Raw genomic sequence first — 14,020 nt, forward strand, 5'->3', positions numbered from 1 at the left:
GGTCGTGATCGGAGTCATCCTACGCCGCCCACTAAGTCGTCATAAATTATGAATACATCTTGACACCGGCGTCGCCCGGTTGCACTCTTTGGCAGCAGTCACGCCCGTGCGGGCACCAAGACAAAGGGGTCACGACATGACGAGTGCAGGCCTGTCCCGCCGCCGTTTCCTGCGCAACACGAGCCTCGCCGGGCTGGGCGCCATCGGCTCGGGCAGCTTCCTCGCCGCCTGCGCCACCTCCGCGAACTCCGGCCCGGTCAAGCAGGCCGCCGGCGCGGTCACCGTCCAGTCGAACCTGTCCTCGCCCGAGGCGAAGAAGGCGATCGAGGCGCTGGCCCAGGCGTTCGGCGCGAAGGGCGGCGCGACGGCCACGGTCAACACCGTCGCGTCCGAGACCTTCCGCACCCAGCTGCCCAGCTACCTCACCGCGGCCACCCCGCCGGACACCTTCACGTGGTACCCGGGTTCGCTGCTGTCCGGCTACGCGCGCAAGGGCCTGCTGCTCGACGTCGGCGACGTCTGGCAGACCATGGGCGACTACAGCGCCGCGTTCCGCGCGCTCTCCGGCGACGGTGCCGGGCACCAGGTCTTCGTCCCCACGTCCTACTACTGGTGGGGCTTCTTCTACCGCAAGTCCAACTTCGCGAAGTGGGGCGTGCGGCCGCCGACGAACTGGACTGAGTTCCTCGCGCTGTGCGAAACCCTGAAGGACAAGGGGATCTCGCCGATCGGGCTCGGCGCGGGCGGTACCACGCCGTGGACCGCGTCCGCCTGGTTCGACTACCTGAACATCCGGATCAACGGCGCGCCCTTCCACCGCGAGCTGCTCGCCGGCAAGCAGCGCTTCGACGACCCGCGCGTCAAGAAGATCTTCGACCCGTGGCGCCAGGCCCTGCCGTACTTCGACCCGAACGGCACCGCGATCGCGTTCCAGGACGCCACGACCGTGCTGCTGCAGGGCCGCACCGGCATGGTCCTGACCGGCACGTTCTTCGCCGACGCCGCCCCGAAGGACGCGCTCGACGACCTCGACTTCTTCCAGTTCCCGATCCTCGACCCGGCCGTCCCGGTCGCCGAGGAGGGCCCGACCGACGGCTTCTTCGCCAGCGCGCGCACCCCGCACGTCGCCGAGGTCAAGGAGTGGTTCAAGTACGTCGCGACGGCCGAGGCGCAGGAGCTCTACATCAAGAACTCCTCCGGCACGGTCCTGCCGACCAACCCGAAGGCCAAGGACAACGGCACCCCGCTGGTCCAAAAGGGACGCAAGATGCTCGCGGACGCCAAGGAGATCACGCAGTTCTTCAACCGCGACTCCTCCGACGCGCTGCAGCCGACCGCCGACGCCGCGCTGATCCGGTTCATCCAGAAGCCGAACGAGCTCGACTCGATCCTGAGCGACTGGCAGACCGCCGCGCAGAAGGTCTGGCAGTCCTGAGATGGCGGTGCTGACCGCTGACCGGCCGAAGACCGCGGTGCGGGCCCCCAAACGCCGTCGCCGGATATCGCCGGTGCTGCTGGCGTTCGTCCTGGTGCCCCTCCTCGTCGAGGGGTTCTGGGTGTTCTGGCCGGCGCTGCAGGGGTTCTACCTGGCGCTGACGAACTGGGACGGCGTCTCGGCGCCCACGTTCGTCGGCCTCGGGAACTTCGCCGAGATGTTCTCCGACGACATCTTCAAGACCGCCGCGCTCGACACGGTGATCTGGCTCGTGCTCTTCGGTGGCCTCTCGGCCGTCGGGGGGCTCGCGCTGGCGGCGTTGCTGCAGAAGGAACGCCGTGGCGTCGGGTTCTACCGGGCCGCGCTGTTCACGCCGGTGGTCTTCTCGCTGGTCGCGACGTCGCTGATCTGGCAGGTGATCTACCAGCCGGACGGCGTCTTCAACAAGGTCCTCGGCGCGATCGGGCTCGGCGGCTGGCAGCACGCGTGGCTCGCCGACCCGAAGACGGCGCTGTACGCGGTGCTCGTCCCGGCGCTGTGGCGGCAGCTCGGGTACGTCATGGTGCTGTACCTGGCCGGGCTCAAGGGCATCGACCCGGCACTGTACGAGGCGGCCAAGCTGGACGGCGCGACCGCGTGGCAGCAGTTCCGCAACGTCACCTGGCCGCAGCTGCGCAGTGTCAACTCCGTGGTCCTGTCGGTGATCATCATCGACTCGCTGCGTTCGTTCGACGTCATCTGGTCGATGACGAAGGGCGGGCCGTACCACTCGTCCGAGGTGCTCAGCACGTACATGTACGCGACGGCGTTCCAGTCGCTGCGCCTCGGCTACGCGTCCGCGCTGGCCGTGGTGATCTTCGTGTTGGCGTTCGGCGTGATCGTGACCTACCTCGTGCGCGCCTTCCGGGAGGACTCGTGAGGAGGACCCGGACCTTCGGGTTCCACCTGCTCGCGGGTGGGCTTTCGGTGCTGTGGCTGCTGCCGATCCTGCTGGTGCTCACGACGAGCGTCCGCACGTTCTCCGACATCGCGTCGAACGGACTGGGCGCGCTGCCCGCGTCGTTCTCGCTCGACGGGTTCGGGCAGGCGTGGGGCGAGGGCGGCGGCGGGCACGCGATGCTCAACAGCCTGCTCGTGACGATCCCGACCGTGCTGCTCGCGCTGCTGCTCAGCTCGGCGGCGGCGTTCGCGCTGAGCCGGTACGAGATCCCGTTCCGCCGCACGATCATCCTGGTGATGCTGGCGGGAAACCTGCTGCCGCCGCAGATCCTGCTCGTGCCGGTGGCGAAGCTGGCCGAGCTGCTGGGCATCTACGACACGCTGACGGCGCTGATCGTCGTGCAGGTCGGGTTCGGGCTCGGCTTCTACACGTTCGTGCTGCAGGGGTTCATGCGGTCGATCCCGGGTGAGATCCAGCAGGCGGCGCTGATCGACGGCGCCGGCGTCGCCCAGATCTTCTGGCGGATCATCCTGCCGATGACCCGCCCGGCGCTGGCCGCGCTCGGGGCGCTGGCGTTCACCTGGACGTTCAACGACCTGCTGTGGTCGATCACCGTGCTGCGCACCGGGACGGTGATGCCGGTGACGCCGGCGCTGCTCGGCCTGCAGGGGCAGTACGTGTCCAACTGGAACGTGATCGCCGCGGGCTCGGTGATCGCCGCGGTGCCGACGGTCGCGGTGTTCCTGCGGTTCCAGAAGCACTTCATCTCGGGACTCGCGATCGGGGCGATCAAGTGACGTGGACAGTGCCGATGAAGTCCACTTCGTACACCGTGGCGCTGGATCCGTCCCGCCGGTGGGCCGAACTGGTGGCGTGGGGGCCGTCCGGGATCGAGGACGGGCCATTGGTGTTCACGAACGCGGGCGACGTGCACTTCATCACCGAGGCCGACGCGGCGCCGGTCGAGTACGCACCGCTGGGTCTGCGGCCGTTCTCCGGCGCGGACGTCGCGGTGCGGGGTGGTTCGTGGTGGCGGTTCGACGCCGTCTCCTCTGCTTCTGACCTGCGCTTGTCCTTTGTGGACGAGGTATCCGGGCTGCGCGCGGTGCTCTGCTACCGGCCGGTGCCTTCGACGGACGTGCTGACCCGGTGGGTCGAGTTCGAAAACACCGGTTCGTCGACGCTGGAGTTCGACCGGCTGGGCTCGGCGGGTGTCTGCATCCCGACGGTGGCCGGCGCCCGTCTGACGTATTTGACCGGGCAGTGGTCGCAGGAGTTCACCCGCCAGTCCGTTTCGCTGCCGGCCGGCGGGTTCCGGATGGAAAGCCGGTTCGGCGTCCCGGGGCACGCTCATGTGCCGTGGCTCGCGGTGCAGGACTCTTCAGGCGGCCCCGCATTCGGCGTTTCCCTGGAGTGGCCCGGGTCGTGGTCGATCGAGGCGGACGTCGAGCCTTCGGGTCTGACGCGCGTCCGGGCCGGGCGGCTGCCTTCGCCGGGGCCGGTCTTGCTGGAACCCGGTGCCTCTCTATCAACCCCGGTGGTTGCGCTGGCGTCCAGTGTGGATGGTCTGTCGGGCCTTGCTTCGGTCTGGCACGACTACGACCGCGTGCTGGCCGGCTCGCGGTGGCAGCGCCCGCGTCCGGTGCTCTACAACTCGTGGGAAGCGACCGGGTTCGACGTCCGGAGCGCGCCCCAGCTGGAGCTGGCGAAGCGAGCGGCGGACATCGGCGTCGAGCTGTTCGTGGTGGACGACGGCTGGTTCACCGGCCGCGACGACGACACCGGCGGCCTCGGTGACTGGACCCCCGCGGACGAGTCGTTCGGGGAGTTCGTCGAGTCGGTGCGGGAGCTGGGCCTGGAGTTCGGCCTGTGGGTCGAGCCGGAGGCGGTCAGCCCGAAGTCGCGGCTGTACGCGTCGCATCCGGACTGGGTGTATCGGATCGACGGGCGTCCGCTGACGTTGATCCGCAACCAGCTGCTGCTGGACTTTGGTCTGCCCGACGTTGTTTCTTTTGTCAAGTCTACTTTGGACTCATTGCTGTCGGCGTACCCGATCTCGTACCTGAAGTGGGACATGAACCGTCCCCCGACGGAGCGCGGCCGCCCGGGCTCGCCGGACGCGGACTTGGACGCCGAGCACGTGGCGGGGTACTTGTCGGTGCTGGACCACCTGCGTGCTGTGCACCCGCACGTGACGATCGAGGCGTGCGCGGGCGGCGGCGGCCGGACGGACCTGGCAACGGTCGCGCGCACGGACGTCGTCTGGCCGAGCGACAACACCGGGCCGTTGGACCGGCTGGCGATCCAGGACGGGTTCCTGCTGATGCACGCGCCGCACCTGATGAGTTCGTGGGTGACGGACTCGTCGGGCATCTTCGACCCGCGGCCCCGGTCGCTGCGGTTCCGTTTCGTGACGGCGATGGCCGGGGTACTGGGGATCGGCGCGGACCTGTCTCGCTGGACTTCGTCACAGCATGCTGAAGCGGCTTCGCTGATCGCTGTGTACAAGTCGATCCGTTCGGTCATTCACCACGGCGTCGCGCGGGTGCTGGCCGGCCCGTCATCCCCGACGGCGGCAACGCAGTACACGTCCGAGGACGGCGACACGGTGGTCGTGCTGGCGTGGAGCACGGGCTCTCTGACGGGGGCGCCGCTGGTGCCGGGCCGGTCGTCGCGGGTGCGTCTTTCCTTGCCCGCGGACGCGTCCTATGTGGACGAAAAGGGATCCCGGTACTCAGGAGCGCACCTGAAGTACGCGGGCCTCCCGTTCGACTGGACCACAGACCACGACGCGGACATCGTGATCCTGCGCCGTCAGGGCAGTGACACCGGCAGCACGAACGTCGGCGACCCCGTCGGGTAGTGCTTCAGGTCCGCCTCACCCGACGCCGTCAGCGTGAACGCCGTGATCGCGTCCTCCGACTGGGCCGCCACGTAACAAGTCCCGTCCACCAAGGCGAAGTGCCGTGGGTTCGCGCCGCAGGGCTGGTCCGCCACGACCAACGTCTCGTCGAGGGCGAACTCCGTCACGCAGTCCGGGCCGCGGTTCGACACGTACATCCGCGCGTCCGCCAGCTCCAGGTGGGCCACCAGGTTCGGCGTCACCGACGACAGCGTCGACGCCGTGACCGACTCCACCGCGAACGCGCCCGGGGACGTCTCGCGGACCGTCACCACGGTGCCGGCCAGCTCGCCCACCACGTACGCCAGATCCGTACCCGGCCGCCGGACCAGCTGGCGCGGGCCCGTTCCGGCAGGCAGCGACGACACGGCCAACGGCGCGAGAGCACCGTCGGAAGACAGCGTGTAGCTGCGGATCTCGTCCGTCCCCAGGTCGACCGCGCTCACGATCGAACTGTCGGGAGCCGGGACCGCCATGTGGACGTGCGCCGCCTCCTGACGATCGGCGTCAGGTCCGCTCCCGGTGTGCTGGACCAAGGCTGTCCGCGACTCCAGGGCACCGGAAGAAGTCAGCGAGAACACCGCCAGGCTGCCCCCGGTGTAGTTGGCGCACAACAGGAAGCGGCCGTCCGGCGTCACCGCCAGGTGACACGGGTGCGCGCCGCCCGTCTCCGAAGTGCCCAGCACCGACAACGCACCCGAGGGCGAAATGGACAACGCCGTGACCGCGCCCGAGGCGGTCTCGTTCGCCGCGTACAGCACCGGCAACGACGGGTGCCGCACCAGCCACGACGGTGACTCCATCGGCAGCGTCGCCACCTCGGAGAGCGCCCCGGACGCGGACCGCGAGAACGTCGTGATCCCCGTGCCGTTCCCCGCGTCGCCGGTGTAGCACCCGACGAAGACCAGCTCAGCCATGCGCGCTCCTCAACAGCGTCTCGACCCGGGCGGAAATCTCCGCGGGCGTGCCGCGGGTCAGCGCCGAGCCGACCCCGCACGCCACCGCGCCCGCCGCCAGCCAGCCTGGCACGTCCGCCGGTCCGATGCCGCCGGTGGGCACCAGTGGCGCCTGCGGGAGCGCCGCCCGCACGTCCGAAATCCACGATGGCCCGAGAGAAGAAGCCGGGAAAACCTTGACCGCGTCAGCACCTTCTTCCAGCGCCCGCACGATTTCGGTCACCGAACCCGCGCCGGGGAACGCCGCCGCGCCGTACCGGTGAGCGGTACGGATCACCGCCGCGTCCACCGACGGCGACACGAGGAACCGCGCGCCCGCGCGGATCGCCAGTACCGCCGACGCCTCGTCGAGCACCGTGCCGGCGCCGATCGTCGCGTCCGGGTAGGCCGCGGACAGCCCCGAGATCGCGTCCAGCGCGCCCGGGTTGGTCAGCGGCAGCTCGATCGAGCGCAGCCCGGCCTCCAAAGCCGCGCGCGCCGCCGATACCGCCGACTCCGCGTCGTGCGTGCGCACGATCCCGACGACGCCCTGCCGCAGCGCCGCCGCCGTGATCTCCCAGCGATAGGTCATCGGTCCACCTCCGTGCCGAGCAGTGCCTTGGTGAGTTCGCGCCGGTCGGGCAGGCCTTCCAGGTCGGTCCGCGAGCCGACGACCAGCGCCGCGCACATCGCGCCCGCCCGCAGCGCTTCGTCCGGCGGTGCGCCCCGCAGCCACGCCGACAGATACCCCGCCGTCAGCGCGTCCCCCGCCCCGACCGGGTCGACGACCCGCGTGACCAGGCTCGGCTGCGACCACGAACCGTCGGCCGTCACCGCTCGCGCGACCTTGTCCCGCTGCTTGACGACGACCGTCTGCGCCCGGCCGGCGAGCAGCGCGTCCGGGGTCTGCTCTAGCAGCTCGAGCTCGTCTTCTCCGGCGAACACCAGATCCGCCCTGGTCAGGAGGGGTCCGACGACCGAGCGCCAGCGATCCGCGGAAGCGAGCTTCAGCCGGACGTTCGGGTCGAAGGACACCCAAGCGCCCGAAGCGCGTGCGAGCGCAAAGAGCGCTTCGACCGCTTCGGACGACAGCATCGCTGTGATGCCGGAGACGTGGACGAGCCGAGCACCGTCGAGACCCGCTTCGCGCACGTACGCAGCCGAGAGACGCGAAGCAGCGGAGCCACTTCGGTGGTACTCGACCGTCTCGGTGTCCCGGATCAAGAACCCGGTGAAGCCGGACGAGTCGACTTCGACCTGCGAGACGTCGACGTCGTCCGCGCGCAGCGTCGCGAGGATCGAAGCACCGGACGGGTCGTCGCCGACGCGGCTCAGCCAGCGGACGCGGTGGCCGAGCCGGGCCAGGCCGACGGCGACGTTGGTCTCGGCGCCGGCGACGGACGACGTGAAGGTGCGGGCACGCCGCAGCGCGACGCCGGGCTCGGCGAGCAGCAGCCGCATCGCCTCGCCGAGGGTGACGACTTCGGTGTTCATCGCCGACAGCATAGCGCGTGAAATCTTAATTTAGGATTTATTCTTGACGGAGGACGAGACGCCCCGGCATGCTGCTCTCCGGCTCAGCTCGACGCTGTTTCATCGGAGAAGGGTGTCCGGCAACATGCTCTTGAAGAGATCCCTGGCGGTCGTAGCAGCGGCAACAGCCGCGCTGACCGCCGTAGCGATCCCGGCTCAAGCAACCCCGGCCGTGGACCAAGGCGCTCCCGACTACTACGACAGCGGGGTCGCGAAGACCCCGTACATGGGCTGGAACACCTACTACGGCCTCGGCGCGCCCAGCGAGGCGTCGGTGAAGTCCGTCGCGGACTTCCTCGTCTCCAGCGGCCTGCGCGACGCCGGCTACCGCTACGTCTGGATCGACGGCGGCTGGACCGCGCCGGACCCGCGTGACGCGCAGGGCAACCTCCACGAGGACAGCGCGAAGTTCCCGAGTGGACTGTCCACTTTGGTCAACTACCTGCACGGCAAGGGTCTCAAGGCTGGCATCTACACCGACGCGGGCGCCTCCGACGGCAAGAACTGCGCGGCCGGCTCCGGCGGCTACTACGAGCAGGACACCAAGCGGTTCGCGAACTGGAAGTTCGACGCCGTCAAGGTCGACTTCCTCTGCGGCATCGCCCAGAACCTCAAGCCCGCCGACGCGTTCTCGCAGTTCAGCAAGGCCCTCGCCAAGGCGGGCCGCCCGATGGTGCTGAACGTCTGCAACCCGGTCACCGACGAGTGGGGCACCCCGCACGGCCCGGACCAGGTCGCCGGCATCGCCTACAGCTACGGCCCGCTCGTCGCCGACTCCTGGCGCACCAGCACGGACATCGCGTTCGGCACGCCGTACGAGGGCATCTGGAAAGACGTCCTGCGCAACATGGACGCCAACGCCGCGCACCCCGAGGCGAACGGGCCGGGGCACTACAACGACCCCGACTACCTGATCCCGATGCGCAAGACCGAGCAGGGCACCTACGAGCTGAACGAGGAGGAGTCGACCACCCAGTTCGTCATGTGGGCGGAGATGGCCTCCCCGCTGATCCTCGGCTCGGACCCGCGCACGCTGCCCGCGTCGATGATCGGCACGCTGAAGAACCCGGAGATCGTCGGCGTCAACCAGGACCGGCTCGGCACGCAGGGCGTCCGCGTCGCGACGAACGGCAGCACCGACACCTACAGCAAGGTCCTCTCCCGCGACGGCGACCGCGCGGTGGTCCTGCTCAACCGCGGCGAGGCCCCGACGCAGATGACGGTGAACTTCGCCGACGCCGGGCTCAAGGGGCGAGTGTCCATTCGCGACCTCCGCGCCCGCGCCGACCGCGGCAGCGCCACCGGCTCGTACACGGTCACGGTCCCCGCGCACGGCACCGCGTTCCTCCGCCTGCACGGCACCGACCTCGTCCCGGGTGACGACCTCGGCGGCGACGCGTCCGCCAGCCCGGCGATCGTCCGCACCGGCGGCCAGACCGTGACGTTCTTCCGGGACCGCGACGGCTCCCTGCAGGTCAAGGGCCTCGACGGGCCGCGCCAGGTCGGCGGCAAGTTCCTCGGCCAGCCGGCCGCGGTCGCCACCGCCAAGGGCGTCGACGTCTACGTCCGCGGCCTCGACAACGCTCTCTACCAGCGCAGCTACACGAAGAAGTGGGGCGACTGGAAGCGGCTCGGCGGGACGCTCACCGACTCGCCGTCCGTCACCAGCAACGGCACGGTCTTCGCGCGCGGCGCCGACGGCCAGGTCTGGCAGCGGACCAGCGCCGGTCAGTGGTCCGGTCTCGGCGCACCCGGCGGCAAACCGATCTACGGCAGGCCCGGCGCGGCGACGTCCACCAGCGGCACGGTCGTCGCGGTCCGCACCGCCGACGACAGCGTCTGGGTCCGCACGAAGACCGGGGACACCTGGTCGGACTGGACCGGCATCGGCGGCACGATCAGCAGCAGCCCGACGCTCGTCGCGGCCGGCGCGAAGGTCGCACTCACCGCGTCCGCGAGCGACTACTCGCTGTGGGCCAACGAGTGGTCCGGCTCGTGGGCCGGCTGGTTCAAACGGCCGGAGTACCCGAGCGGGAGCATCGTGGGAACCCTCGGCGCCGCGTCCGACGGCGCGTCGCTGTGGTTCGCCGCCCGCGGGCCGGACGACCATGTCCACGTAGCCGAGTTCTAGGAACAGGAGAGGCGATGTCCACGCGCACCGCGGTGGTGACCGGAGCGGCGTCCGGGATCGGGCTGGCGACGGCCCGGAAGCTGCTCGACGACGGTTACCGCGTGCTGGGCGTGGACATCGCCGAACTCCCCGACGGCGTCACGCCGATCCGGGGATCGGTCAGCGACGAAACGACCTGGGCGGACATCGGCGAGGTGGACGCACTGGTCAGCAACGCCTACGTGCCGAGCACCGGGCCCCTGCACGAGATCGACCGCGCCGACTGGCAGCGGCAGCTCGACGTCAACCTGACCGGCACGTACCTCGCCCTGAAAGCCTGCCTACCGTCGCTGCGGAAGAACGGCGGCGCGGTCGTGCTGGTTTCTTCGGTGCATGCGCACTTCGGGCTGCCGGGCCACCCCGCGTACGCCGCCAGCAAGGGCGCGCTGGTCGCGCTGGCCCGGCAGCTGGCCGTCGAATACGCCCCGGCCGTGCGGGTCAACTCCGTCCTGCCGGGGCCGGTGCTCACCGAGGCCTGGAACCGCATCTCGCCGGCGGACCGCGAACGCAGCGCCCAGGCGACCCCGGCGGGCCGGCTCGGCGACCCGGCGGAGGTGGCGAACGTGATCGCGTTCCTGCTCTCGGACGCCGCGTCGTTCGTCACCGGAGCCGAGCTGACCGTCGACGGCGGCTGGTCCGCCGCCAAGGATTCCGCGTAGATGGGGGACACGGGTGAAGATCACCGGGGTTGAAACGTTTCTGGTCGCGCCGCGCTGGCTCTTCCTCAAGGTCAGCACGGACGAGGGCATCAGCGGCTGGGGCGAGCCCGTGGTCGAGGGCCGCGCGGAGACCGTGCGCGCGGCCGTGCACGAGCTGTCCGAGCTGGTGATCGGCCAGGACCCGCTGCGCATCGAGGACCATTGGCAGGTGCTGCGCCGCGGCGGTTTCTACCGCGGCGGGCCGGTGCTTTCCAGCGCGTTGGCCGGCTTCGACCACGCGCTGTGGGACATCGCCGGCAAGGCTCGCAACACGCCCGTGCACGAGCTGCTCGGCGGCCCGGTCCGCGACCGCGTCCGGGTCTACAGCTGGGTCGGCGGCGACCGCCCGTCCGGCATCCGCGAGGCGGTGACCGCGCAGGTCGAGGCCGGGTTCACGGCCGTGAAGATGAACGTCGCCGGGCCGCTGACCGCGATCGCGTCGCCCGCCGAGGCCGACGCCGCGGTGGCGCGTGCCTGGGAAGCGCGGGAGGTGCTCGGCCCCCACCGCGACCTGGCGATCGACTTCCACGGCCGCGTCTCGCCCGCGATGGCGCGGCGGCTGGTCAAGCTCCTCGAAGACGTCCAGCCGATGTTCGTCGAGGAACCGGTCCTGCCGGAGACGCAGGGCGACGCGCTGCGCCGGGTCGTCGAGGCCTCGACCGTGCCGGTCGCGGTCGGCGAGCGGCTCTACTCGCGCTGGGAGTTCAAGCCGGTGCTCGACGCGGGCGTCGCGGTGCTCCAGCCCGACCCGTCGCACGCCGGCGGCATCTCCGAGCTGCGGCGGATCGGCGCGCTCGCCGAGGTCTACGGCGCGTCGCTGGCGCCGCACTGCCCGCTCGGGCCGATCTCACTGGCCGCCTCTCTGCAGGTCGCGTTCGCGACGCCGAACTTCCTGATCCAGGAACAGAGCGTCGGCATGCACTACCACGAGGGCCGCGAGCACGCGTACCTTACGGATCCGTCGATCTTCGCCTTCCAGGACGGCTACGCGGCCCGCCCGCTCGGGCCCGGCCTCGGCATCGAGGTCGACGAAGCGGCGGTCCGGCGCGCCGACGAGGTCGGGCACACCTGGCGCTCGCCGGTGTGGCGCCACGACGACGGCGGTCTCGCCGAATGGTGATCTGGCTCGACCGCGGCGACCTGCGGCTCGGTCTGGTGCCGGAACTCGGCGGCCGGCTGCTGTCGGTGCGCCACCGCGGCGTCGAACTGTTGTGGCGCAACGCCGACCTGCTCGACGACGACCTGCGCGGCGAGTACGCGCCGAACTCCGGGCGAATGGGCGACTGGGTCAACTACGGCGGCGACAAGACGTGGCCCGCGCCGCAGGGCTGGTCCGGCCCGGACGAATGGGCCGGCCCGCCGGACCCGGTCCTCGACTCCGGGCCGTACGCCGTGGCCGCCGACGGCGACACGGTGACGATGACCAGCGCCCCGGACCCGCGCACCGGGCTGCGGTTCACCCGCGCGGTCACGATCCTCGACGGCGGCTACCGGCTGGACCTGCGCGCGGAGAACGTGTCCGGGCGGCGGGTGCGCTGGGCGCTGTGGAACGTGACCCAGCTCCCCGGGGGTGGCGAGGTCATCGCCGGGCTCAGCCGGCCGGACGTCGTCGCGCTGGTGGCCGGGACGGGCACGCCGGAGTACACAGTGGACGGTGACCGGCTGGTCGTGCCCGCCCAGGACGTCGTCGGCAAGCTGGGGGTGCCGGGTTCGGCGGGCTGGGTGACCTACGGCGCGTTGACGCTCTCCTTCGACGTCGACCCGGCGGGCGAGTACCCGGATCAGGGCTCACCGCTGGAGATCTGGCTGGAGCACCCGCTCCCTTCGCCGCTCGCGGAACTGGGTGACCTGGATCCGCCCGCGCGGATCGTCGAGCTGGAGGTGCTCGGCCCGCTGACCGTGCTCGCCCCGGGTGCTGCGATGAGCCTGACCTGCACAGGTATCGTGAGGGCGTGACGGACAAGCCCCGCATTCCGAACGTGCTCGCCGCCCGCTACGCCTCGGCGGAGCTGGTCTCGCTCTGGTCGCCGGAGCAGAAGGTCGTCCTGGAGCGGCAGCTGTGGCTCGCCGTCCTCAAGGCGCAGAAGGACCTCGGCGTCGAGGTGCCCGATGGCGTGGTCGAAGACTACGAGCGCGTCATCGGTACTGTCGACCTCGAGTCGATCGCGGCCCGGGAGCGCGTCACCCGTCACGACGTCAAGGCGCGCATCGAGGAGTTCAGCGACCTCGCCGGGCAGGAGCACGTCCACAAGGGCATGACCTCGCGCGACCTCACCGAGAACGTCGAACAGCTGCAGCTGCTCCGCTCGCTGGAGCTGGTGCGCACGCGCGTCGCCGCCGTGCTCGCCCGGCTGGCCGTGCTCGCCGTCGAGCATGCCGACACCGTCATGGCCGGGCGCTCGCACAACGTCGCCGCGCAGGCCACCACCCTCGGCAAGCGCTTCGCCACGGCGGCCGACGAGCTGCTCGTCGCGTTCGAGCGGCTCGACAACCTGATCGAGCGTTACCCGCTGCGTGGCATCAAGGGCCCGGTCGGCACCGCGCAGGACATGCTCGACCTCCTCGGTGACGAGTCCACTTTGGACGAGCTCGAGGACCGCGTCATGCAGCACCTCGGCTTCAACCAGCGGTTCGTCAGCGTCGGCCAGGTCTACCCGCGCTCGCTCGACTTCGACGTGCTGTCCACTGTGGTCCAGCTCGCGGCGGCGCCGTCCAGCCTGGCCAAGACCATCCGGCTGATGGCCGGCCACGAGCTGGTCACCGAGGGCTTCAAGCCCGGCCAGGTCGGCTCGTCCGCCATGCCGCACAAGATGAACACGCGCTCGTGCGAGCGGGTGAACGGCCTCGCGGTCGTGCTGCGCGGCTACCTCTCCATGATCGGCGAGCTGGCCGGCGACCAGTGGAACGAGGGCGACGTCTCCGACTCGGTCGTCCGCCGCGTCGCGCTGCCGGACGCGTTCTTCGCGCTCGACGGCCTGCTGGAGACCTTCCTCACGGTCCTCGCCGAGTTCGGTGCCTTCCCGGCGGTCATCGAGCGTGAGCTCGATCGCTACCTGCCGTTCCTCACCACGACGAAGGTGCTCATGGCGTCCGTCCGCGCGGGCGTCGGACGTGAGACGGCCCACGAAGCGATCAAGGAGCACTCCGTCGCCGTCGCGCTGGAGATGCGGGAAGGTCGCGCCGAGAACGACCTCCTCGATCGCTTCGCCGCCGACGAGCGCATCCCGCTCGACCGCGGTGAGCTGGACAAGCTCCTCGCCGACCGGATTTCGTTCACCGGCACGGCCGGCCGTCAGGTCGAGCAGGTGGCCGAGCGCGTCGCGCGGGTGCTCGAGCGCTTCCCGGAGGCCGCGGGCTACGCGCCCCAGCCGATCCTGTGAGCTGACGCACCCGTCCACGGAGTGGAA

12 protein-coding genes are annotated in these 14,020 nt (G+C 70.5%); 9 read left to right on the top strand and 3 right to left on the bottom strand.

Annotated features, from left to right (window positions below; all coding sequences use genetic code 11):
- Positions 1-136: 136 nt before the first annotated feature.
- The 4 genes from ACZ7OU_RS07825 to ACZ7OU_RS07840 are packed head-to-tail and all read left to right on the top strand — an operon-like array spanning position 137 to position 5,238.
- Positions 137-1,435: an ABC transporter substrate-binding protein gene (locus ACZ7OU_RS07825; protein ID WP_470254578.1), complete on the top strand. Its 1,299-nt coding sequence runs from the start codon at positions 137-139 to the stop codon at positions 1,433-1,435.
- Position 1,436: 1 nt separating this feature from the next.
- Entirely contained in the window at positions 1,437-2,354 is a 918-nt protein-coding gene (locus ACZ7OU_RS07830; RefSeq protein WP_470254579.1) for a carbohydrate ABC transporter permease, read from the top strand.
- Positions 2,351-3,172, top strand: a complete 822-nt coding sequence (locus ACZ7OU_RS07835) for a carbohydrate ABC transporter permease (RefSeq protein WP_470240409.1) — start codon at positions 2,351-2,353, stop codon at positions 3,170-3,172. The genes ACZ7OU_RS07830 and ACZ7OU_RS07835 overlap by 4 nt, the downstream gene beginning before the upstream one ends.
- Before the next feature lie 14 nt (positions 3,173-3,186).
- Positions 3,187-5,238 carry an alpha-galactosidase gene (locus tag ACZ7OU_RS07840; RefSeq protein ID WP_470254580.1) on the top strand — a complete coding sequence of 684 codons (2,052 nt, stop codon included), beginning with the start codon at positions 3,187-3,189 and terminating at the stop codon, positions 5,236-5,238.
- On the opposite strand, the gene ACZ7OU_RS07845 is transcribed toward ACZ7OU_RS07840, so the two are convergent.
- The 3 genes from ACZ7OU_RS07845 to ACZ7OU_RS07855 are packed head-to-tail and all read right to left on the bottom strand — an operon-like array spanning position 5,190 to position 7,706.
- A complete protein-coding gene (locus ACZ7OU_RS07845) occupies positions 5,190-6,194 on the bottom strand; it encodes a lactonase family protein (protein WP_470240411.1) in 1,005 nt (334 codons plus the stop codon). The two genes, ACZ7OU_RS07840 and ACZ7OU_RS07845, sit on opposite strands and share 49 nt — an antisense overlap.
- Complete coding sequence (locus tag ACZ7OU_RS07850) at positions 6,187-6,804, bottom strand: bifunctional 4-hydroxy-2-oxoglutarate aldolase/2-dehydro-3-deoxy-phosphogluconate aldolase (RefSeq protein ID WP_470240412.1); 618 nt, start codon at positions 6,802-6,804, stop codon at positions 6,187-6,189. Before ACZ7OU_RS07850 ends, ACZ7OU_RS07845 begins: the two co-directional genes overlap by 8 nt.
- Positions 6,801-7,706: a sugar kinase gene (locus ACZ7OU_RS07855; protein WP_470254581.1), complete on the bottom strand. Its 906-nt coding sequence runs from the start codon at positions 7,704-7,706 to the stop codon at positions 6,801-6,803. The genes ACZ7OU_RS07850 and ACZ7OU_RS07855 overlap by 4 nt, the downstream gene beginning before the upstream one ends.
- Before the next feature lie 124 nt (positions 7,707-7,830).
- Between ACZ7OU_RS07855 and ACZ7OU_RS07860 the strand changes: the two genes are divergently transcribed.
- Genes ACZ7OU_RS07860 through purB form a run of 5 tightly spaced genes read left to right on the top strand, consistent with a single transcriptional unit; the run spans position 7,831 to position 13,993 of the window.
- On the top strand, positions 7,831-9,876 hold the full coding sequence (locus ACZ7OU_RS07860; RefSeq protein ID WP_470254582.1) for a DUF8189 domain-containing protein: 2,046 nt from the start codon (positions 7,831-7,833) through the stop codon (positions 9,874-9,876).
- Between the two features lie 14 nt (positions 9,877-9,890).
- Entirely contained in the window at positions 9,891-10,574 is a 684-nt protein-coding gene (locus ACZ7OU_RS07865; RefSeq protein ID WP_470254583.1) for an SDR family NAD(P)-dependent oxidoreductase, read from the top strand.
- A gap of 13 nt (positions 10,575-10,587) precedes the next feature.
- Positions 10,588-11,733 (top strand): galactonate dehydratase, encoded by a 1,146-nt coding sequence (gene dgoD, locus ACZ7OU_RS07870; protein ID WP_470254584.1) that lies wholly within the window; start codon positions 10,588-10,590, stop codon positions 11,731-11,733.
- Positions 11,727-12,569, top strand: a complete 843-nt coding sequence (locus ACZ7OU_RS07875; RefSeq protein ID WP_470254585.1) for a DUF4380 domain-containing protein — start codon at positions 11,727-11,729, stop codon at positions 12,567-12,569. The genes dgoD and ACZ7OU_RS07875 overlap by 7 nt, the downstream gene beginning before the upstream one ends.
- Complete coding sequence (gene purB, locus ACZ7OU_RS07880) at positions 12,566-13,993, top strand: adenylosuccinate lyase (protein ID WP_470254586.1); 1,428 nt, start codon at positions 12,566-12,568, stop codon at positions 13,991-13,993. Before ACZ7OU_RS07875 ends, purB begins: the two co-directional genes overlap by 4 nt.
- Positions 13,994-14,020: the final 27 nt, after the last annotated feature.

It is taken from the genome of Amycolatopsis sp. NPDC114505, from assembly GCF_055633615.1.

Coding starts and splice junctions, on each gene's coding strand:
- ACZ7OU_RS07850 (WP_470240412.1), bottom strand. CDS start 6,804: ATGACCTATCGCTGGGAGATCACGGCGGCGGCGCTGCGGCAGGGCGTC.
- ACZ7OU_RS07860 (WP_470254582.1), top strand. CDS start 7,831: ATGCTCTTGAAGAGATCCCTGGCGGTCGTAGCAGCGGCAACAGCCGCG.
- ACZ7OU_RS07855 (WP_470254581.1), bottom strand. CDS start 7,706: ATGAACACCGAAGTCGTCACCCTCGGCGAGGCGATGCGGCTGCTGCTC.
- ACZ7OU_RS07825 (WP_470254578.1), top strand. CDS start 137: ATGACGAGTGCAGGCCTGTCCCGCCGCCGTTTCCTGCGCAACACGAGC.
- ACZ7OU_RS07865 (WP_470254583.1), top strand. CDS start 9,891: ATGTCCACGCGCACCGCGGTGGTGACCGGAGCGGCGTCCGGGATCGGG.
- ACZ7OU_RS07830 (WP_470254579.1), top strand. CDS start 1,437: ATGGCGGTGCTGACCGCTGACCGGCCGAAGACCGCGGTGCGGGCCCCC.
- ACZ7OU_RS07875 (WP_470254585.1), top strand. CDS start 11,727: ATGGTGATCTGGCTCGACCGCGGCGACCTGCGGCTCGGTCTGGTGCCG.
- ACZ7OU_RS07840 (WP_470254580.1), top strand. CDS start 3,187: ATGAAGTCCACTTCGTACACCGTGGCGCTGGATCCGTCCCGCCGGTGG.
- ACZ7OU_RS07845 (WP_470240411.1), bottom strand. CDS start 6,194: ATGGCTGAGCTGGTCTTCGTCGGGTGCTACACCGGCGACGCGGGGAAC.